A 22,637-nucleotide genomic window follows, 5' to 3' on the forward strand; every position below is an offset into this window, starting at 1 on the left:
AACGTAACGGGCAACGGAATGAAAATAAATCTATTTTTAACATATTTTATGATCTTGGGTCTGACTCAGGCATCAGCACAATTTAAGACCACAATTCCGCTTCGGAAAGAGGTGATTCATGGTACTTTAAACAATGGCATGCAGTATTTTATTCTGCATAATGAATGGCCTAAAGAGAGAGCCGATTTTTATTTTGTTCAGAACGTAGGAGCAATTTTAGAAGATGATAATCAAAACGGGTTAGCGCATTTTCTGGAACATATGGCTTTTAACGGAACCGAGAATTTTAAAGGGAAAGGAATTATTAATATGCTGGCCAAACACGGTGTAACTTTTGGCCGGGACATTAATGCCTACACGGCACATGATGAAACCGTTTATAATTTAAGCAATGTACCCGTAAAAAATCCGGTCTTACTGGATTCATGTTTGTATGTTTTACACGACTGGTCGGGATTTCTATCTTTAAAAGATGCCGAAATAGATGCTGAAAGAGGAGTTATACACGAAGAATGGCGTACAAGACGGAATGCCGATCTCAGAATCGGATCCCAGCTTGAGCCTGTGCTTTACAATAATTCGAAATACGCCAAAAGAGATGTTCTGGGCGATATGAATATTATAGACAATTTTAAGTACAAGCAGTTAAGAGACTATTATAAAAAATGGTACCTGCCAAATCATCAGGCGGTAATTATAGTAGGTGATATTGATCCCGTAAAAATGGAACAGCAGGTTAAAACGATAATGGGTGCAATACCAAAACCGCTAAATCCTGCAGAGCGGGTATACGAAAGTATTCCGGATAATGATTATTTAGTATACAAACTGGCAGTTGATAAAGAAGCGCAGAAAACATCTATAGCTCTTAATTTTAAAAAGAATAAGCCTGCTGTTCAGGATTTTGAACAGTTTGATACTACTATTGCAGAACAACTGGCACTTCAAATGATGAACAATCGTTTTAGAGAATACACTATAAATAACGAAACGGCTTTATTATCTGCAGGTATTAGTTATTCCGGTTTAACCCGATTGACTTCTCTTTTTACTTTGACCGTAAATCCTAAAAACGGGAAATTATCAGAAGCATTTCAGCAGGCCTATACAGAATATGAACGCGCAATTCAAAACGGATTTACAAAAGAAGAGCTGGATCGTGTAAAAGAAAATATGCGTTCAGGTTATGAAAATCAGTTAAAAAACAAAGACAAAATCAGTAATGAAAATTGGGCTTCGCAACTGCAGAATTATTTTTTAGAAGCTTCCCCGGTAATGAGTTCAGAAGACGAATACGAGCGTGTGAAAACAGTTTTAGCTGAACTTGATGTTATACAGGTCAATAAAGTATTTCGTGCACTGCCGACAGAGAAAAACCAAATTTTGACCGTTTCGGGGCCCGAAAAAGAAAATACAAAATATCCTTCCGAATCTGATTATACAACGATTATTAAAAATGTAAATCAGGAAAAGTTAGAACCGTATAAAGAAACCATCAACAATGTAGAACTTGTTAATGATAAACTTACGCTAAAGCCAATTGTGAAGAAATTTGAAATAAAAGGAATAAAAGAAGCAAGAGGATATGTTTTGGAAAATGGAGCCAAAGTAGTTATTTACCCCACCTCTTTGGCAAAAGATCAGATTCTTTTCTCCGCATTTAGTGCAGGCGGAACCTCTTTAATACCGGAGCAGGATTTACCTTCGGCTCAGATAGCGACAGTTCTGGCTAAAAATTCAGGAGTTGGAGATTTTAAAGTAACAGATCTGCAAAAACAGCTGGCTGGTAAAACATTAAAAGTTAGTCCGTACCTGTCAGAACTGTACGAAGGATTTAACGGAACTACGGTGAGGAAAGATTTAGAAACATTACTGCAGCTAACGTATTTATATTTTAAACATCCGAGATTTGAAAATCAGGCTTACAAAAGAATAATCGATTATTACAATAATGCACTCGATAACGTAAATGAAAATAATAATAAGATATTTGGAGATACAATTGCTTTACTCGAAAGCAATCACAGTAAACGTACATTTCTCCTGAATAAAGAAAATCTGGGGGAGTTAAAATTTGATACTGCTTCTCAGATTTTCAAGGAAAGAATTTCAAACGCATCGGATTTTACATTTGTTTTTGTTGGAAGTACAGGGGAAAACGACCTTGAATTAATTAATAAGTATTTAGGTAATATAGCCGGAAACCATACTCAGGAACACTATAGCGATCATAAAACCCGCCCTGCAAAAGGAACTTCTAAAGAGAAAGTGATCCGCGAAATGAGCGTTCCGAAAACCAGCATTTATGTACATCTGCAAAATAATAAAGTGAATTTTTCTGAGAAAAAACAAGTAATGGCCTACATGCTGTCTCAACTATTAAACAAAAACTATCTCGAAAAAATCAGAGAAGATGAAGGGGGAAGTTATGGTGTTCAGACAGAAAGTACTTTGTCTAAAAATCCGTCACCTGTTTTTTCTCTGCGCGTAAGTTTTGACTGCAATCCTGAAAAAGCGGACAAACTGCTTGCGATCGTTTATGAACAGCTTGATATTATTGTAAAAAAGGATGTACCCGAAAAAGATTTGTCAGATATAAAAGAAGATTTAATAAAAAGCAATCAGCAGAATAGTAAGTCAAATTCGTATTGGATGAATAGCATTGTTGATCAGTTAAAAACCGGAGATAAATTCGTAAGCACTACCAATTATGAGAAGCTTATCAAAAGTATTTCAGCAGCAGATATTAAAAAATATGCTGGTGAAGTACTACTGAAAGCGGATAAAGTGGAAGTTATAATGCAGCCTGACGGAGATCGTAGTGCGTCTAAGTAATATTCGATCACTAAATGTCAGACTATCGATAGTGTTTCTCGCAAAATAAGAACGGCAATTCTTCTGTTTTAATTTTAATAGTCTCTAAAAGAAAGACTTATGTTTCTTTTGAATTTGAATTAGTATTAAATTTGTAGACTGAAAAGAGCTGTCTTGCCGGACAGTTCTTTTGCTTTTTTATTAGATCCATTTCTAAAGGTTAGAACCCATACTGCATTCCAGATAATTTAGATGTAATGGGGCCAAAAATTAAAGCGGTTACTAATACAAAAAATATTTAGTTGCCTTTATCATGGATGAATTTTAATACTCTCTTTTGCCGGCCGACCACTTAAACGATGATAATAGATTTGCAGACTCGTTCTCCTGTCTATTAATTTTTTTCCGTTGAAAGAGGAACATGTTTGTGTTTTTATGATAAAAAGCTGATAATGCAAAAAGGGTACATTTCATTTTTTACGGCGATTTCTGCACTATCTGTCAAAAGAAACTGTAAAATATGTCTATGAATTTGATTAATAAGTCCATCTTAAAATGATACATTATCTATAATTTTATTTTCAATTCAATAGTCCTTTTAAAGCAGCTTGAACTTCAATGAATAAAATAGTTAGTTATAAGTAGCAGATTTCTTATTTGTTTTTGTTTGTAGGGAGATTAATAAAAAAATTAATCTCCCTTGTTTTTTCTTTAGACTAAAAAAGTATGATAATTAAATAAATGTGCAACGATATGGAAAGAGAGAATTTGAAAATTAAAAAAGGGAACCCCTCAAAAACAGTAGCCCTTTTTTTTGTGCTGTTATTTTTAATAGTAGCCAAAGGGTATTGTCAAAATGAAGAGAACACAAAAAGTTCCATAGCCGTGTTAGAAAGACTGATTGGTGATCGTGCGAAAGATTTCGATTTATATATTATTACAAGTAATGATCAAATTGGTTCAGACTTGTTTGAGGTGGAAACAACAGGAAATAGAATTAAAATTAAAGGAACATCTAATGCGTCAATTTGTTATGGGGCTTATACCTTTCTTAGAGATATTGGGTCTGTTTTAGTAAGTTGGGAAGGAAACAGAATTAATCTTCCTAAAGTCTGGCCTGAATATTCAAAAAAAGTAACCACACCATTTCAATACAGGGAGTATTTAAATGCCTGTACATTTGGTTATACCACACCATGGTGGGATTGGAAACGTTGGGAACAAGAAATTGACTGGATGGCTCTTCACGGTATTAATCTGCCTACAGCAATGGAAGGTCAGGAAGCCGTTTGGCAGGAATTATGGAAAGAATACGGATTGACCGAGACGCAATTAGAAGCCCATTTTGCAGGACCTGCCTTTTTACCATGGCAGCGTATGGGAAATATTAACAGTCTTGAAGGGCCGCTTCCGCAGGAATGGTTCAGTAAAAAGGAAGAGCTTCAAAAGAAAATCTTAGATAGAATGAGAGCATTAGACATGCATCCTGTTGTGCCTGCTTTTAGTGGTTATGTACCGAAAGCTTTTGCCGAAAAATACCCGGAAGCCAAAATAAGCGAACTAAAATCATGGTCCGGAGGTGGGTTTGAAAGTACTTTTCTTCTGGATTCCAAAGATCCGTTATTTAAAAAAATAGGAAAACGTTTTATTGAAATTTACACCAAAATGTACGGGAAATCTAATTTTTATTTAGCAGATTCTTTTAATGAAATTACACCACCGGTTTCTGAGAATACTAAATATGAAGAACTTTCAAATTACGGAAGCGGAATTTATGAAACTATTAATGAAGCAGCCCCGGGCGCAGTCTGGGTGATGCAGGGATGGCTGTTTGGAGATAACAAAGAATTCTGGACAAAAGAAGCTACCAGGGCATTTTTAAGTAAAGTGCCAAATGATCGATTGATGATACAGGATTACGCAAATGACAGATATAAAGTATGGGAAAATCAGGAAGCCTTTTATGGAAAACAATGGACGTACGGTTATGTGCACAATTATGGCGGATCGAATCCTGTTTATGGAGATTTAAATTTTTACAAAAATGAATTGACGGGTTTATTGAAAAATCCAAATAGGGGTAATGTGGTTGGTTACGGGGCAATGCCGGAAGGTTTAAATACGAATTCAATTGTTTATGAATATATTTATGATCTTCCCTGGAACCAGGGAAATGAACCTGTAAAGGAATGGCTAACCAAATATTTAAATGCCAGATACGGACAAAAAACTTCTGCAACTGTTTTCAAGGCTTGGGAATTGTTGCTGGAATCCGTTTACAGTACTAAATACTGGGAACCGCGTTGGTGGAATGATAGGGCTGGAGCGTATTTGCTGTTTAAACGTCCGACGGCGACAGTTACAGAATTTAAAGGGCATCCCGGAGATAAGAAAAAACTAAAAGAAGCTTTAGATATCTTAGTCAAAGAAGCGAAAAAATACAATAAAAAGAATCTTATTAATTACGATTTAATCGATGCTTCAAGACATTACTATTCACTTTGTATTGATGAAGATTTAATTGAATGTGTAAAAGCATACCAGCAAAAAGATATAGCAAAAGGAGATCAGCTATTCAAAAAAATAGAGAAACAAGCGTTAGATGTAGATACTATGATCGCTAAGCAGCCTTTAAACAGTCTGGATTATTGGGTAAAATCTGCTTCTGACTATGGAAGTTCACCTGAAGTATCTAATTTGTACGTAAAAAATGCAAAAACACTGATAACACTTTGGGGAGGAGAAGGCCATTTGAATGATTATGCTTCCAGATCCTGGCACGGAATGTATAAAGGATTTTACTGGCCAAGATGGAAAATGTTTTTAGAGGCATTAAAAAAAGCAGCAGTTAGTAATACTCCATTTGATGAGACTAAAGAAAGAGAATCAATCAAAGATTGGGAAACTAAGTGGTCAAAAAGCAAATAAAAAAATACTCAGGCTTTGATTAATAGTTATTTAAACAAAACTTTACGGAATCTTTATACTATTATCATAAGCGATCCGAAATGTATGAAATGAAATTTTTACGAAATCGATTAATTAATAAGTTTTTGACTATAGATTTTTAAAAAGACAACCTTGCAAAGCCTTGCTATTATTGACTTTAAAGGAATTATCCATGTTTATGAATAACCTGTCCATTTCTTAACATTTCTTTACCAGTAATTTCGTCAGTACTATATTAACCAATTAACCAATATCAAAATGGAAAAACTTAAACTTTTATTATTAGCCTTTTGTTTTTGCTTCTCAATTAATACCTGGGCACAAAAAACAGAAGTGTCCGGTGTAGTTTTAGATGACAAAGGCATTCCACTGCCTGCCGCAAATGTACTCGAGAAAGGCACAACGAATTCAGTAACAACAGATTTTGATGGAAAATTTAAATTTTCGGCTTCAAACAAAAATGCGACACTAATAGTTTCTTATATGGGGTTTGAAGATTTGACTTTAAAACTAGAAGGAACAAAAACAAATTATTCGATTAAATTGCAGCCTACTACAAACAGTTTAGAACAAGTTGTAGTAGTAGGTTATGGAAAAGGGTCACGTAAAAACCTTACTACTTCTGTAACTTCAGTAAAAGCCGAAGATTTAAACAGAGGGGCAATTAGTGATGTAGGACAGCTTTTACAGGGTAAAGTTTCCGGTTTGAACATTTCATCAAGCGGTGACCCTACAAAAACAGCTTCTGTAGTTTTGCGTGGAGCTTCTACATTAAATAGTTCACAAGGACCATTTTATGTAATAGATGGTATTCCTGGAGTTGATATCTCTGTAATTTCTCCAGATGATATTGCAACTATCGATGTCTTAAAAGATGCTGCGGCAACTGCTATTTACGGTAACCGTGGTGCAAATGGAGTTATCATGGTAACCACAAAAAAAGGAAGTAAGGGTAAAACGCAGATTGCATACAATGGTTATGTTGGTTGGGAAGAAGTTTCAAATAATCTTGACATGATGAATGCAGATCAGCTGAGAGCCTTTACAACTAAAAACAATTTGAATTTTACTCCGGAAAATGATAAAGGTGCTAATACAAACTGGCAAAAAGAAATTTTAAGATCAGGACGTGCAGCATCAAGCAGCCATAACTTATCGATGAGCGGTGGTGGAGATCATGGCAACTATACAGCAAGTATTACTTCTCTTAATAAAGAAGGAGTAATGTTAAAAAGTGACTTTTCCCGTATTATTGCCCGTTTATCTGTTGAGCAATTTGCTTTTGATGATAAGGTTAAATTTGGTTTAAACGTTACTAATTCCACCACAAAATATCAAAATGTACCACAGAGAAATACTGTTCTTTTGCAGGCAGCAAGTTATCTTCCTGTTTCTCCGGTAAGAAATGCTGATGGAAGTTTTTTTGAAAACTTTACTAGTCCGGGATATTTTAACCCGGTAGCTCTAATTGAACATGGTACTGATGAAACTAAAACGGATAACCTTGTAGGTAACCTTACGGCAGAAGTAAAACTTCCGTTTGGATTTACGTATAATTTAAATATTGCACACCAAAGATTAACTGCATCTCATGGAGAATTTTATGACAGTTATTATTCACAATACAACAGTGCCAACTTTTACAACAACCCAGATCCACCTTTGACAAAAACATTGGTTAATTTTGGTGTAAATGGTTCTGCATTGAGAAATTCTTACGAAACCAGAAACAACATCATTGAAAGCTTCCTTACCTGGGATAAAACATTAGGAGAGCATAAAATAAAAGCTGTGGCGGGTTACTCCTGGCAGGAAAATACATTAGGCGACGGATTTCAGGCAACAACAACTAATTTTCCTGTAAACAATGTGGGCTATAACAACCTTGCATTAAGTAATTATACCTCAGTAAATGGTTATGTAGTAAATTTTGGAGACAGTAAAGCATATCAAAAAACGCGTCTGATAGGTGAATTTGTACGTTTAAACTACAATTACAAAGACAAATACCTTTTGCAGGGAACCATCAGAAGAGATGGAGGTTCGATGTTTGGCGTAAACAACCGCTGGGGATACTTTCCTTCTGTAGGCGCGGCATGGAGAGTAGACAAAGAGAGTTTTATGAAGAATCAGGAGATTTTCAGTGATTTAAAATTCCGCGGTAGTTATGGAGTAACAGGAAATTCATCAGGATTTAATGCTTATACCGCTCAGTTTATTTCAGGAAGTTTAGGTACTTTTTATTATAACGGACAGCAAATTGGTGCATATGGTCCTAATCAGGCAGCTAATCCTGATTTGAAGTGGGAAAAAACAGCTACAGCAAATATTGGAGTTGATTTCTCAATCTTAAAAGGAAAAATAACAGGTTCTGTAGATGTATACGATAAGAAAACAACAGATATGATTTTTAATTACTCTGTTAATCCGGTACTTGTACCTGTAGGGACAATTGTAGCCAACGGTGGAGCAATGTCGAATAAAGGTATCGAACTTAGCTTAGGTGCAGCTATTATTAAATCAGCAGATTTTAGCTGGTCGACAAATCTGAATCTGGCAAGCAATAAAAATAAGATTGTTAAATTAACCAATCCTTTTTTCATAGGCGGCGATTCAATCCGACGTGTACAGCCTGACGGAGGCGGACAAACAGGAAGCACTTTACAGATTTTTAAAGAAGGAAAACCTCTTGGGCAATTTTTTACTCTTAAATATGCAGGAAAAAATGCAGATGGAGTTTCACAGTATTACGACAAAAACGGAAATCTGACGACTACGCCTTTAAATGGAGTAGATTATCATTATGTAGGAAGCGCGCAGCCAAAACTATTATTAGGCTGGGGAAATAACTTTCAATACAAAAAATTTGATTTAAGCATTTTCTTCAGAGGAGTGTTTGGTAATAAAATTTTTAATGCTACCCGTGCCGATTTGTTTAGGCCGAGTACCGCAATGACTACAAATATTTTAGCTGATGCAGCAAACGAATCGCCAAACGACCTTAACTCTTACAAGTATTCTTCTCGTTTTATAGAGGATGGAAGTTACCTAAGATTAGACAATATGACTTTGGGGTATAATTTTGGAAAAGTAGGCAGATACATAAGCAGCGTGCGTATTTATCAAACGATAAATAATGTATTTGTAATTACTAAATATTCGGGAATTGATCCGGAAGTTGAACAGGGCGGAACTGCTCCTGGTGTAGATTCAAATAACTTCTATCCAAAAACCAGAACGTATATGTTTGGTTTAAACGTGACATTCTAAAAATTAAACTCTAAAAATTATGAAAAAGATAGTAAAATATATAGCACTTCCAATGCTTATGGCCGGCATACTATGGTCTTGTGAAGATCTTGATGTGCCAATTACAACACAGCTTACACCTGAAGTATTTCCTCAAAACGATGCACAATACATTCAGGTAACAGGACCTGTCTATGCAGCCTTTCGTGGCGAGTTTTCATTTGCCTGGTGGTGGTCGCAGTCTTTATCTACAGATGAGGCGATCTTACCTTCAAGAGGAGGAAACTGGTTTGACAACAGAAATTACATTGCAATGCATTTTCATGACTGGAATGCAGATAATGGTATCATAGGAAGTCTTTGGGACTGGTCTTCTAAAGTAATAGGATCCAGTAATCAGGCCATTTCAATTTTGAGCCAGACTATGCCGGAAGGTTCCAAGAAATCAACTTTAATCTCCGAGTTAAAAACCATGCGTGCTATTTCCTATTTTATGTTAATGGATAGTTATGGAAATGTGCCGCTCGATACAGTTTACGGAGATTTTGGTTCTCGCGCCAAAACGCCAAGAAAAGAGGTTTTTGTTTTTATTGAAAAAGAATTAAAGAAAGCACTTCCTAATTTAAATCCTGCATCAGGAATTACAACTTATGGCAGACCAAACAAACAGACGGCTAATGCTTTGCTGGCAAAATTATATTTAAATGCGGAGGTCTATACGGGAACACAGCGTTATAATGAATGTATCGCAGCTTGTGATGAGGTAATTAATTCTAACCTATATGCTGTTGAACCAAGAGCGACTTATCTTCAAATGTTTTATCCTAATAACGGACCGCAAATGAAGGAATTCATTTTTGCAGTTCCTTATGATCCGGCTGCAGTTACAGTTGGCTACAACGGACAAATGTATCATGCACGTTATGATGTGCCACGTTCTGAAAGAACTAAATTTGGCCTTCCTTACACGCCAAGTGCACCAAGAAGTACCCTTCCGGAGTTCTATGCTAATTTCAATGATGTAAATGATATTCGCAACAAACAATGGCTTACAGGCTTACAGTATATGAATGATGGCGTTACCCCGGTAATGGTTACGACAACTAAAAAAGGATATGATCAATTTTATACAGGATCCGACGGAGGTGCGGCCTATACCTATCAGGTAAATTTAACACCGGATATTATCCTTCGTCAAAGTGTAACCTTATTCGATCTTGGAAATGATGAAATTGCCTGGAACATTGGGTATAGAAACATTAAATTCTACCCGGATGCAACTTCAACAAATCGTAACCAGAATAACGACGTTCCTTTCCTGCGTTATTCAGATATTCTTTTAATGAAAGCAGAATCAATTCTTCGTGGAGGAACAGTAACTTTAGGGCAAACTGCAGATGCATTGGTAAATATGGTTCGTTCTAATCGTACAACATCCTCAGCTTTGAGCGGTGTAACTTTAGAAGAACTTTACAAAGAAAGAAGCCGTGAGTTTACCTGGGAAGCCTGGCATAGAAATGATATGATACGTTTTGGGAAATATGAAGGACAATGGGGGTACAAAACCAATACAGATGTTTACCGTCGTGTTTTCCCGATCCCTACCAATGCTATGATTTTAAATCCGGCCCTGACTCAGAACGATGGATATTAAAAATAATTTTAATTATAAAAAGGAGAGAAATATCAAAAAAATCATCCTTTTTAACAAAAAAACAGCTGATTTGTTCAGCTGTTCAGAATCAGTTTAGTTTCATTTTTTGAATGAAGACAAAGCTTAATTGAATGCCGTTCCAAAAATCAATGAAAGATTAAGCTTTGTACCATTCTTTTCCATTTCTGTTTTCAGAATACATTATAATTCAATAATTCTCAGGTAAATCTTTTGCCTTATATTTTCGTTTCAGTAATAAATCAGTGTAATAAATACTGTATAAAACAATAGTGCCCCAACAATCAGCAGAATAATGGAATTAAATAAAATCTATAAAACAGGACGCATTGCAATAGGTTTAACGCTTGTTTTTTTAGTGTCATGCAATGCTCAGACAGCTATTTCTTTAAGAAAGAAACAGTTATCTGATATGGTTTATCCGTTGTTGGACACCGAAAATTCAAGATGGTTTTACTTTTCATCAGCAAGCCGTCCGTTTGGGATGGTAAATTTAAGTCCCGATACAGAAATTAGCAGCGATTGGGGAGGAGGCTATAAATATACTACAGATACAATTAAAGGTTTTAGCCATGTTCATGAATGGCAGATGTCCGGTGTATCCGTAATGCCCGTAACAATAGCAGCAAAAGAGAAGCAAACTATTTTTAAAGATTTTTATTCCGGATTCAGTCATAAAAACGAAACAATTACACCTGGATATCATTCCGTAAAATTGGATAGATATCAAATAACGGCAGAATTAACCAGCACGCTTAGAGTTGGTTTTCACAAATATACTTTTCCTGTAAAGGCACAAAAAGCAATTCTTTTTAATCTCAATACTATTTTGGGGCCTTGTGAAAATACGAATGGAAAATTAGAAAAAAACAATGATTACGAACTGTCGGGATCATTAGTTTTGGGGACCAATTTCAGACGCCCAAAACCACTCACCGTATTTTTTAAAATTAAAACAAATAAACCTGTTACTGCTGTCGAAAGAGATCATGTAAGCGGTAATTATTTGGTTAATTTTACTAGCACGACTGAACAGCTACTGATGAAAGTCGGTATTTCGTATACTTCAATTGAAAGTGCCAATAACAATATTGAAACCGAATTAGCCCATTGGGACTTTAATAAAACAGTTGCGGATTCCAGAAAAGAATGGAGCAGTTTATTAGGCAGAATAAAAATAGAAGGCGGAACAGAAACCGAGCAGAGAAGATTTTATACCGATCTCTGGCATGCGCTGCAAGGGAGAAAAATGATCAGTGATGCAAATGGAACCTATCCTGATAATACAGGAGACAAATTCAGGGTCGGACATTTACCTTTAGATGCTGACGGAAAACCCAAATTCAATCATTATAATTCAGATGCTTTTTGGGGAGCACAATGGACGATAAATAATCTTTGGGGACTGGTGTATCCTGAAATTATGGAAGAATTTGTATATTCTCTAATGCAATATTATAAAGATGGCGGTATAATTCCGCGAGGGCCTGCGGGAGGAAATGATACCTATGTAATGACAGGAGCTTCTGCAACGCCTTTTATCGTAAGCGCCATTCAGAAAGGAATTGTGAAAAAAGATTTAGAAGAGATTTATATTGCACTCAAAAAAAATCATATGCCGGGCGGTATTATGGAAAAGGCAGGATACGAACACAATACCAATATCGGCGGCGGATTAAAATATTATTTAGAAAAAGGATATGTTCCTTATCCGCTTCCTGAAGGTCATTTCGGAAGCCATGAAGACGGTGCAAGCCAGACTTTAGAATATGCCTATCAGGATTGGACTCTGGCACAACTGGCGAAAAAACTAAATCATGAAGAAGATTACATTTATTTCATGAAAAGATCAAAAAATTACCAAAACGTATTTGACAGTAGTACAGGATGGATGCGCCCAAAAAACGTAGAAGGAAAATGGCGCGAAAATTACGATCCCTATCAGTATGAAAATGGATTCATAGAATCGAATGGAGCACAATCAACCTGGTTTGTGCCACATGATATCGAAGGTCTGGCAGTTTTAATGGGCGGAAAAGAAAAGGCTGTTGCAAAATTAAATGCACAATTTGAAACGGCTAAAAACCAAAAATATACTTCTGGCACATCACACGATGCAGAATTACATCCGGAATTTAGCAGAATCCCCGTCAATTTCGGGAATCAGCCTTCTATGCAGACATCCAATATTTTCACCCTGTTAGGAAGACCGGATTTAACCCAATACTGGACAAGAAACGTAGTAAAAGAAACTTTCAGCGGATTATCTCCGGCAAAGGGGTATAACGGTGACGAAGATCAGGGATTAATGGGGAGTCTCAATGTATTGCTTAAACTTGGATTATTTCAAATGAATGGGGGCACCGACAAAGATGCCGTGTATCAGATAGGAAGCCCGCTATTCAATAAAATTTCGATTGACCTAGATCCGAAATATTATTCAGGCAAAACATTTGTAATTAAAGCCGCCGGCAACAGCACGGAAAATGTTTACATAAAAGACCTGAAATTCAATAATAAAACAGTACAAAATTTTAGTCTTTCGCATCAGGATATTACTAACGGAGGGGAACTAATTTTAGAAATGTCCAATAAACCAAACCCCTAAGATTCCAGTTGGAAAACATTCAAAAAGAAAAAAATAAAGACTAAAGAAATAATACAAAATGAAAATATCGACCAAAGTTATCTTTTTTTTAGGAATATCATTTCTTATTGCAGGTACAAGCAATGCCCAGCAGTCCGTTCATCAATATGTAGACCCGATGATTGGATCAGAAGGAGTAGGCAGGGTTTTTATTGGTCCGTCCTGCCCGTACGGAATGGTAAAACCAAGTCCGGACTGTACCGCGAGCCCGAACAGCGGCTGGCTTCCTATGCCAAAAGAAGTAACAGGCTTCAGTCAGGTTCATGTAAGCGGAACAGGCGGAGGTCCCAAATACGGAAATATTCAGATTATGCCATTTTCCGGTGCTTTGGATAAAATGGATCAAACCGCATTTAGAACAGAAGAAAATGTAAAACTGGGGTATTATGAAACTGTTTTCAGGGAGAATACTATTAAAACCGAAATAACTACAGGTGAAAAAGTATCTTTTTACCGTATAACTTATCCCAAAAACGCATCCAGAGAATTAAAAATTGATCCGGGATTTTTTCTCGGAGAAGAAAAGATTCCGGATGCCAGGGAAGCACAGCAGTTTGTAGGTTCGCAGATCGAAATTGTTTCAGAGACAGAAGTTCGGGGCTACAGCCGAATTCGGGGCGGGTGGAACAACGGACGTGCTTACACCGTTTATTTCTGGGCCGTTTTTGATCAGCCGATTGCAAAATATGTAACCTTTAAAGACGGTAGATTTTATAACAATCAAAAAGCACAGTTTGATTCCGGAAAGAAAACGGCAGCTTTGCTTTCATTCGGAAATACAGGAAAAGAAGCGCTGAATGTCAAAATCGGAATTTCTTTTTTAAGCGAGTTAAAAGCGAAAAATAATATTGAAGTTGAAATTCCGCATTGGGATTTTAATGCCGTTTTATCCACTTTAGAAAAGAAATGGGAAGCCTTATTAAGCCGAATCCAGCTTTCTTCAGATACACCCGAAGACTATAAAAAAATGTTCTACACCGGTTTGTACCATACCATGATTATGCCTGTTGACCGCACAGGAGAAAATCCGTTATGGACAAATGACGAACCGTATTATGATGATTTTTATACCATTTGGGATACATTTAGAACGTCAAGTCCTTTAATTACGCTCATTGACAGTAAACGTAAAGTCGAAATTATCAATGCGATGCTCAACATTTATAAACGTGAAGGTTTTTTACCCGAAGGAAGAAGCGGCAACGACAACGGAAGAACTCAGGGCGGTTCTAACGCTGAGGTTGTTTTGGCCGATGCTTTTGTAAAGGGTTTAAAAGGAATAGATTATGAGTTGGCGCTGCAGGCAATGCTGAAAGATGCGACCGTTCCACCGGGCGGAAATGAAGAAAAAGAAGGAAGAGGCGGACTACTGGATTATTTAAAATTAGGATACGTCCCCTACGGCACCGACCGCGCAGGAAACCGAACCATTGATTATGCGTACAACGATTATAATATTGCCATAGTCGCTAAAGGATTGGGCAAAACGGATTTGTATAATCAGTACATAAAACAGGCAGACAGCTGGCAGAATTTATGGCGTTCCGATTATGAAAATAATGGTGCAAGAGGATTCATTATGCCGAAAGACAAAGACGGAAAATGGCTGGATGATGTTGTTTTTGGAGAATCAAAAATTCAGAAACCTACTTTTAAATATACTCCTGTAATTACAGAATCGCCGTGGTATGTCTGCCATTGGTGCGTGTTTTTTTACGAAGGAAATTCATGGGAATATTCATTTAGCATTCCACACGACGTTCCGGAACTCATTATTAAATCGGGAGGAGAAAAAGCTTTTGAGCAAAGACTCGATACCTTCTTTAATTCAGATTTGTATAATGTTGCCAATGAACCTTCGTTTTTAACGCCTTGTCTGTATCACTGGATTGGAAAACCCTATCTGAGCAGCAACAGAATCAGAACGATTATCAAAAACAATTTTAACACATCAAGAGAAGGACTTCCCGGCAATGACGATTCGGGTGCAATGTCTTCGTGGCTGGCTTTCCATATGATGGGACTTTATCCGAATGCCGGACAGCCGTACTATCTGATTAATTCGCCTTTGCTAAAGGAAACAACAATACAATTGGAAAACGGCAAAAAGTTTACCATTTCCGCTAAAAAAGGGAGTGATAAAAACACCTACATAAAAAAAGCTTTTTTAAACGGAAAATCGTATGATAAAGCATGGATTTTACATGATGATATTATTAATGGAGGAGAATTGATTTTAGAAATGGATTCGAAACCTTCTTCCTGGGGAACCCTAATTTTACCACCCAAAAAATAAAATGATGAGCAAGATGAAAAATATAATTTTAGTATTTCTGTTTTTATCATTTTATGAAACAGGAACAGCACAAACGTACATTCCAACACTAAAAAATAATACAGAACTGCACTATGTGTGCAAACTTCACGGACAGACCAGAACCTTGCAGCTTACTGCTGAAACGGCAGACCATAAGCTGACTTTTAAACTGGAAACAAGGGGGGTAAAAAGCAGTATAGTGATGCTTCCCGAAGCGCTGAAAAACGGTAATGCCTTAAGTTTTAATCAGGGAGAATATGCACCTGTTTTAAACTTAAAACCAACAGAAACTTTTTTTATGATTTCGCAGTCCGCTTATCAGGATTTGGTCAAAAACAATTCTTTTGTGTATAATAACACAACTTATGTACTGGACAAAAACGAAGATAAAGAAGGCGTTTCAATTGACGGAAAATTTGTAGATGCTTTACACGTAATCGCACAAATCGATGAAACCGAAATGTGGATCGTAAAAAATCCTGAGTTTCCATTAATCTGTAAAATAAAAAAGAATCCCTTAGGGATAAATTTTACTTTAGTGAAAGTAGTGGATACTGTAAATTAAAAAAAGAAATAGTGAAGAGATATCAGACCTGACAGGTTTTTAAAACCTGTCAGGTCTGTACTATACGATCAAAATAATAAATAATGTCATTCAAAAATATCTTTGGTTTATTGCTTCTTTTAGTGCTGGTTTCCTGTAAAACAGAACAACATTTCAAGGAGAAAAAGGTGCAGATCGCTTTTATAGCCGATGTTCATTTACAGGATATTTTTGCCAAATTCGAAGACAACAGTTATCAGGGAATCAAAAATCCGGTGACCGGCGACTATGCTAGCATCAGAACAATGAATTCCCAGCTGCATTCTACCAGAATTTTCAATGAAAATTATTTTGCCTTTTTAGAAGCCCTAAATGACATTGTAAAAAGAGGCATCAGACAAGTTGTTCTTCCGGGTGATTTCAGCGACGACGGACAGCCCGTTCACGTAAGAGCCTTGCGAAAAATACTCAACGAATATTCCCAAAAACACGGTCTTTCTTTTTTCGTAACTACGGGTAATCATGATGTTGTAAGGCCATTTTCTCAGGATGCCGTTAAAACTGATTTTTTAGGTAAAGACGGAAAAGAGCAAATTATCAGCAGTTCTGGAAACAATTTTAATACAAGTAAAAGCGAACTGGAACCCATTATCACAGCCGATATAAAAAACTGGGGTTATAAGGAAACCATTCACGAAATGAGAGATTTTGGTTTTTTTCCAAAAAAGACTGATTTGTATTGGGAAACACCTTTTTCTAATTACACTTACGAGGGCTATAATTTTGAAGAAGCACAAAAAGAATCTGTTTTAGAAAAAAGAACGTATGCCGTTAAAAATACGAATCTGTTTCTTCCGGATGCGAGCTATCTGGTTGAACCAATTAAAGGAATCTGGCTTTTGGCAATTGATGCGAATGCATACCTTCCGAATGTGAAATTATCCGGAGAATCCGATAATCCGCATGATTTTTCGGGAGCGAATACCGGTTATAATAACGTTCTTATTTACAAGAGACATTTGTTAAACTGGGTTAAAAAGGTGTCGGCAGAAGCAAGGAAAAACGGAAAAATCCTGATTGCTTTTAGCCATTATCCGATGGTTGAATTTAATGACAATGCATCGCCGGAATTAAAACAGCTTTTTGGAGCCGATAAAATGCAATTGCAAAGAGTTCCTGATGAAGCAGTAGCGGAGCAATTTGCAGATGCCGGAATTCAGATTCATTTTGGCGGACATATGCATATCAACGATACGGGAGTAAGAACTTCCGCAAAAGGGAATACATTGTTTAATATCCAGACACCTTCGCTGGCCGCTTATCTGCCTGCTTATAAAATATTGACGATTCATTCTCATTCTGAATTTGAAGTGGAAACGGTTGTGGTGGGCAATGTGGCAGATTTCAGCAGTTTATTCCCTTTTTATGAAGAAGAATATGCGCATCTTCAAAAGAGTAAAAATGATGCTATTTGGAATAAAGAAATCTTAAAGGCAAAAGATTATAGAGAATTTACAAACTGGCATTTAAAAGAATTGGTTCGTTTACGATTTTTGCCGGAAGATTTTCCTGCAGAATTTTTAAAATCAATTGTAAATCTTTCAGGTAAAGATTTACTGGAAATAAATAAAAATGCTTCAGAAACTAATAAAGATTTGAAATCAAATTCCCTGGTTCTTTCCGATTTTGAATCATGGACGTGTTTTGATATGATTTTCGATTTTTACCGCTTAAAAAATGCAGATGAACTGGCCATTTCAGAAATTGGAAATCAGCGATTAAAGCAATATGATTTGGTTTGCAGGCAATTAAAAAAATCAAATGATCCAAAACTGGTTTTATGGGCTGCGATATTTTTGAAAACCATGAATGGAGAGCCTTCGGACCATTTTAAGATTGATTTGAAAAATAACAAAATTGATAATTTATCTGTTAAATAATTTTGATATTTATTAAATCAAAAACATTAAATTGCATTTATAATTTATTTCCATGAGACAAAGATTCTTCATCCTATTCTTGTTTTTTGTCCTTTTTTATCATTCTTATTCACAGAATATAAAATTCACACACTATAATGACAATAATGGATTGTCTCATAATTCTGTGCGCCATATTGTGCAGGATAAAAAAGGCTTCATGTGGTTTGGAACATTCTCAGGATTAAATCGTTTTGACGGCTATCAATTCAAAAACTACATGGGCTCCACTGCCGGAAGGAATAAATTGTACAATGATGATATAACAGCTTTGGAACTCGATGAAGAATCAGATCATTTATGGATCGGTACCCGAAAAGGACTGACTCTTTTCAAAATGGATACCCATGTTTTTACCACTTTTTTTCATAAAAATAATGATCCGAATAGTCTGCCTGACGATGAGGTGAGATCCGTTTATGTCGATAAATTCAAAAGAGTCTGGGTTGGTACCAAAACCAAAGGAGTGTATTTGTTCTTTTTGAAAGAAAACCGATTCGAAAAAATTAAGCTTAAAGGTTTCGATTACGTAAAAGAAATCTTTGAAGATAAAAAAGGGAATATCTGGATTGGAAGTTATGAAAAAGCAGGTGTAGCAAAAATTACTATGGATGCAAAAGGAGCAATCGTAAGAATTAATACTTATACGCTTTCTGTTCCATATTCAAATATAAAAAATCCATATCTTAATTTTATTTACGAAGACGCCAAATCAGATATTTTTGTCGGAACCCGGGAAGGTTTATATAAATTGGATCAGGCCAGGGATCAGTTTGTTAATTTATATATAGAAAATAAACAGGTTAGGGGGGCTTTAGGTCCGTATTTTTTATCCGTTGCCCGCGCCTCAGATGGAAAATACTGGGTCGGAACTTTAGGCGGATTACTCGTCTGCAATCAATTAGAAGACATTCAGAAAGGGAATTACAAATGGTATTATTCCATTTTATCAGATGACACCTCACTGGTAGATAATTTAATTTCAGCCCTTTATTTTGATGCTTCCGGAGTCTTATGGATTGGAACAGAAGACGGATTGGATAAGTACGATCCTTACGAAAATCAGTTTACTTTAAACAAAGATATATCGCGTTCCATAGGGAATCAGGCGCCGCGTATACGAGGTTTTGCTAAAACGTATGACGAAAAAGTGATTGTGGCAACCTATCACAACGGGCTTTTTATTTCTACTACAAAAGGCTCAACACCATTACACAATACTGGAAAAGATATCGCCAGTATTTATTCTGATGATGGAAAAATTTTTTACTGTGGTCTTTGGGACGGTACTATTTTAGTTTACAATTACAGCACAAATTCTTCCAGGGAAATAAAGACAGGATTTGAAAAATCGCCTGTTTTTGCCTTTACAAAGATTGGAGACGATTCGATGATAGTGGGTTCTTTTGGAGAAGGTGCAGTAATTTTGAATACCAAAACGCTGCAGGTACAAACTTCGGGTAAACTTTTGCCGGACTTTCAGATTAATGCGATTGAAAAAGACGCCAAAAATAATGTTTGGTTTGCTACAGAAACCGGAGTTGTAAAATACAATATCAATTCAGGAAAAATAGAAACCTATTCCTCCCTTTTTATCAAAGAAAAAGGAGTGCCTCATGATGAAAATGTAAGTGATGTTTTGGTCGATACAAAAGGAAAAGTATGGGCGTCAACGCGTTTTGGGCTGTGCTTATACAATCCGGAAAAGAACGAATTTGAACCCGTAAAGAATCTTAAAGAACTGTCGGGTAAATGGATTACCGATCTCTTATCAGATGCAAACGGAAATTTATGGCTGAATATCAATAACAACAATATTGCTTTCGTTAAATCTAATTTAAAAGATATTAGTATTTACCACGTAAACAGTGGTAACAGGTTGGACGTTTTCAGTTCAAGTGGCTTTTTTTACTTTAATAATTCTAATATTTTTCTGGGAGGCAAAAATGGTATTATCTCTTTTTCACCGCCCGCAATGAAAAGAAATAAATGGTCACCGCTGCCTGTTATTTCCGAATTTAAAATTCAGAACGAAGAAGTATTTCCCGAAATGGAAATCAATGGAGAAATTCCGCTCTCAAAAGATCTGAATTATGGAAAAGAGATAGAACTTACTCATAAAAACCGCAATTTTTCGATTCAGTTTTCGGCTCCTTCATTTGCAAATGAAAAGCTGAATAAGTTTCAATATATGCTGGAAGGTTTTGATAAATACTGGATTACGGCTAACAGTACTTCCAGAATAGTACAATATACCAATCTTTATCCCGGAAATTATGTGTTTAAAATAAAATCCAGCAACAGCGACGGATACTGGAGTAAAACGGTTTCGTATAAAATAAAAATCCTGCCGCCTTTTTGGCTGACTCCGACCTCTTTTTTACTGGTTTTAGCACTTTTATTTGGTGTTTTTTATTTCATCAGAAAAGAAATCAAAAACAGAATTCGTTTAAAACAGGAACTGCTTACAGAGAAAGTAAACCGAGAGCATGATGTTAAGCTGAATAATGAAAAATTACGTTTCTTCACCAATATTTCGCATGAATTAAGAACGCCGTTAACGCTTATTTTAGGTCCGGCCAAACAGCTGCTGGATGAAAGTAACAATGCAACCGATTATGAAAAAAGCAGATACAATCTGATTTATCAAAATGCCAGCAGGCTACTGAATCTGGTAAATCAGGTTTTGGATTTTAGAAAAGCACAATCAGGGGAATTAAAACTTAAAGTGACTAAAACCGATATTCTGGCTTATTCGAAAAATATTTTTGACTCCTTTAAGGAAATGGCTTATGATAAAAAGATTAAGCTCAATTTTATTTCTGAAGATGATGAAATAAACGGCTGGCTGGATAATGACAAATATGATAAGATTCTATACAATCTATTATCAAATGCCTTAAAGTTTACCAATAAAAATGGAAATGTCGATTTGTACATCCGGCTGAAAGCTACAGTGGAAGACATTTTAGTGATCGAAGTAACCGACGATGGAATTGGAATTCCGTTAAAAAGTCAGGATAAAATTTTTAAGCGATTTTATCAGGCCACAAACAGTAAAGCCAATAATACCGGATCGGGTATTGGTTTGTCGTTGGTAAAATCTTTAGTGGCAATTCATAAAGGAATAATTTCTGTAGAAAGTACACCGGGAAAAGGAAGTACATTTAGAGTAGAAATTCCTATTGACCGTGATTCTTACGAGCATAAGGAAGTGTTTGAATATGCACTTAAAAATGACAATCTGAGTATGCTTATTCCGGAAAAAGCGGCTAAGAAAATCATTCAGAATACAGATCTTAAAGAAAAAATATTGGTAATTGAAGACAACAGTGAACTTAGAAAATACCTGGTGGACTATTTGTCCGATTATTATAAAGTTTACGATGCAGAAAACGGGGAAGAAGGTTTGAAAATCTGCCGGCAAATTAAACCCGTCTTATGCGTCGCTGATGTCATGATGCCCGTTATGGACGGACTGGAATTTTGCAGGGAACTTAAAAATGATGAATTCATCAGTCATATTCCGGTTGTAATGCTCACGGCACTTGCTGAAAATAGGGATAAAGTAAAAGGATATGACATGGGAGCCGATGGCTACCTGGTAAAACCCTTTGAGCCGTTATTGCTTAAAACGGTTATTGAAAATATTATCAAGTCAAGATTAGAACTCAAACAAAAATTCTCCGGAGAAGTAGAAGGTAAGATTAGCATGCTAACACATTCTCCAGTTGATGAAGAGTTTATGGAAAAAGTGACTACTTTAATCAATAATAATTTAAGTGAAGTGGATCTTTCTACAGAGTTTTTATGTGATAAATTGGGCGTGAGTTCTTCAAAATTATATCGAAAAATTAAGGAACTGACCGATTTGGCTCCAAACGAATTTATTAGAACCATTCGTTTAAAAAAGTCAGCAGAATTACTCAAAAGTAAAAAGTACAATGTTTCTGAAGTAACCAATTTAGTTGGCTTTAATGATCCTTTATATTTCAGTCGATGTTTTAAAAAACAGTTTGGTTTCCCGCCAAGTAAGCTGATCAATTAATTTTCCTTTTCGAATATCGGAACCAGTCTTTGTCAAAGTTTTTAACCCATGACAAAGATATCCTAAACATAAACATTGCCCGCTGTTTCAACTGTGGGAATGTAATGTATATCTGTAATCTAATTTCTTCTGTTATTTCTCCCGTGGTTGAAACCACGGGCTATATTTGAACTTCGATTCCTCAATCTTTCATTTCAATATTCAAAACATAACCCGCGGTTTCAACCGTGGGAATGTAATATATAACCATAATCTAATTTTCTCCTCTGATGTCCCCGTGGTTGAAACCACGGGCTATATTTGAACTTCGATTTCTTAATCTTTCATTTCAATATTCAAAACATTGCCCACGGTTTCAAACCGTGGGAATGTAATATATAACCATAATCTAATTTTCTCCTCTGATGTCCCCGTGGTT

9 protein-coding genes are annotated in these 22,637 nt (G+C 36.1%); all 9 read left to right on the top strand.

Translation table 11 applies throughout. The annotated features are described in order from the left end of the window. Window positions 1-18 precede the first annotated feature (18 nt). The 9 genes from GJU43_RS16980 to GJU43_RS17020 all read left to right on the top strand — a co-directional run bounded on the left by GJU43_RS16980 (window position 19) and on the right by GJU43_RS17020 (window position 22,219). Complete coding sequence (locus tag GJU43_RS16980) at window positions 19-2,835, top strand: pitrilysin family protein (protein ID WP_154342183.1); 2,817 nt, start codon at window positions 19-21, stop codon at window positions 2,833-2,835. 732 nt (window positions 2,836-3,567) lie between these two features. Beyond that, a complete protein-coding gene (locus GJU43_RS16985) occupies window positions 3,568-5,742 on the top strand; it encodes an alpha-N-acetylglucosaminidase (RefSeq protein WP_154342185.1) in 2,175 nt (724 codons plus the stop codon). Window positions 5,743-6,021: 279 nt separating this feature from the next. Further along, window positions 6,022-9,033 (top strand): TonB-dependent receptor, encoded by a 3,012-nt coding sequence (locus GJU43_RS16990; protein WP_154342187.1) that lies wholly within the window; start codon window positions 6,022-6,024, stop codon window positions 9,031-9,033. Window positions 9,034-9,052: 19 nt separating this feature from the next. Then, window positions 9,053-10,666 (top strand): RagB/SusD family nutrient uptake outer membrane protein, encoded by a 1,614-nt coding sequence (locus GJU43_RS16995; RefSeq protein WP_154342189.1) that lies wholly within the window; start codon window positions 9,053-9,055, stop codon window positions 10,664-10,666. A 313-nt stretch (window positions 10,667-10,979) separates the two neighbouring features. Further along, complete coding sequence (locus GJU43_RS17000; protein ID WP_154342191.1) at window positions 10,980-13,292, top strand: GH92 family glycosyl hydrolase; 2,313 nt, start codon at window positions 10,980-10,982, stop codon at window positions 13,290-13,292. Window positions 13,293-13,350: 58 nt separating this feature from the next. Next, entirely contained in the window at window positions 13,351-15,627 is a 2,277-nt protein-coding gene (locus GJU43_RS17005) for a GH92 family glycosyl hydrolase (RefSeq protein ID WP_154342193.1), read from the top strand. 13 nt (window positions 15,628-15,640) lie between these two features. Then, window positions 15,641-16,213, top strand: a complete 573-nt coding sequence (locus GJU43_RS17010) for a hypothetical protein (protein ID WP_154342194.1) — start codon at window positions 15,641-15,643, stop codon at window positions 16,211-16,213. Window positions 16,214-16,296: 83 nt separating this feature from the next. Then, window positions 16,297-18,132, top strand: coding sequence for a metallophosphoesterase (locus GJU43_RS17015; protein WP_154342196.1), 1,836 nt, complete (start codon window positions 16,297-16,299; stop codon window positions 18,130-18,132). A 52-nt stretch (window positions 18,133-18,184) separates the two neighbouring features. Further along, window positions 18,185-22,219, top strand: coding sequence for a two-component regulator propeller domain-containing protein (locus tag GJU43_RS17020; protein WP_154342198.1), 4,035 nt, complete (start codon window positions 18,185-18,187; stop codon window positions 22,217-22,219). Window positions 22,220-22,637 lie beyond the last annotated feature (418 nt).

The sequence above is a fragment of the Flavobacterium sp. LC2016-23 genome, from assembly GCF_009674775.1.
Lineage (GTDB): Bacteria > Bacteroidota > Bacteroidia > Flavobacteriales > Flavobacteriaceae > Flavobacterium.

Excerpts from the sequence above, each read along its gene's own strand:
- GJU43_RS17000 (WP_154342191.1), top strand. The coding sequence starts at position 10,980 with ATGGAATTAAATAAAATCTATAAAACAGGACGCATTGCAATAGGTTTA.
- GJU43_RS17005 (WP_154342193.1), top strand. The coding sequence starts at position 13,351 with ATGAAAATATCGACCAAAGTTATCTTTTTTTTAGGAATATCATTTCTT.
- GJU43_RS16980 (WP_154342183.1), top strand. The coding sequence starts at position 19 with ATGAAAATAAATCTATTTTTAACATATTTTATGATCTTGGGTCTGACT.
- GJU43_RS17010 (WP_154342194.1), top strand. The coding sequence starts at position 15,641 with ATGAAAAATATAATTTTAGTATTTCTGTTTTTATCATTTTATGAAACA.
- GJU43_RS17020 (WP_154342198.1), top strand. The coding sequence starts at position 18,185 with ATGAGACAAAGATTCTTCATCCTATTCTTGTTTTTTGTCCTTTTTTAT.
- GJU43_RS16995 (WP_154342189.1), top strand. The coding sequence starts at position 9,053 with ATGAAAAAGATAGTAAAATATATAGCACTTCCAATGCTTATGGCCGGC.
- GJU43_RS17015 (WP_154342196.1), top strand. The coding sequence starts at position 16,297 with ATGTCATTCAAAAATATCTTTGGTTTATTGCTTCTTTTAGTGCTGGTT.
- GJU43_RS16990 (WP_154342187.1), top strand. The coding sequence starts at position 6,022 with ATGGAAAAACTTAAACTTTTATTATTAGCCTTTTGTTTTTGCTTCTCA.
- GJU43_RS16985 (WP_154342185.1), top strand. The coding sequence starts at position 3,568 with ATGGAAAGAGAGAATTTGAAAATTAAAAAAGGGAACCCCTCAAAAACA.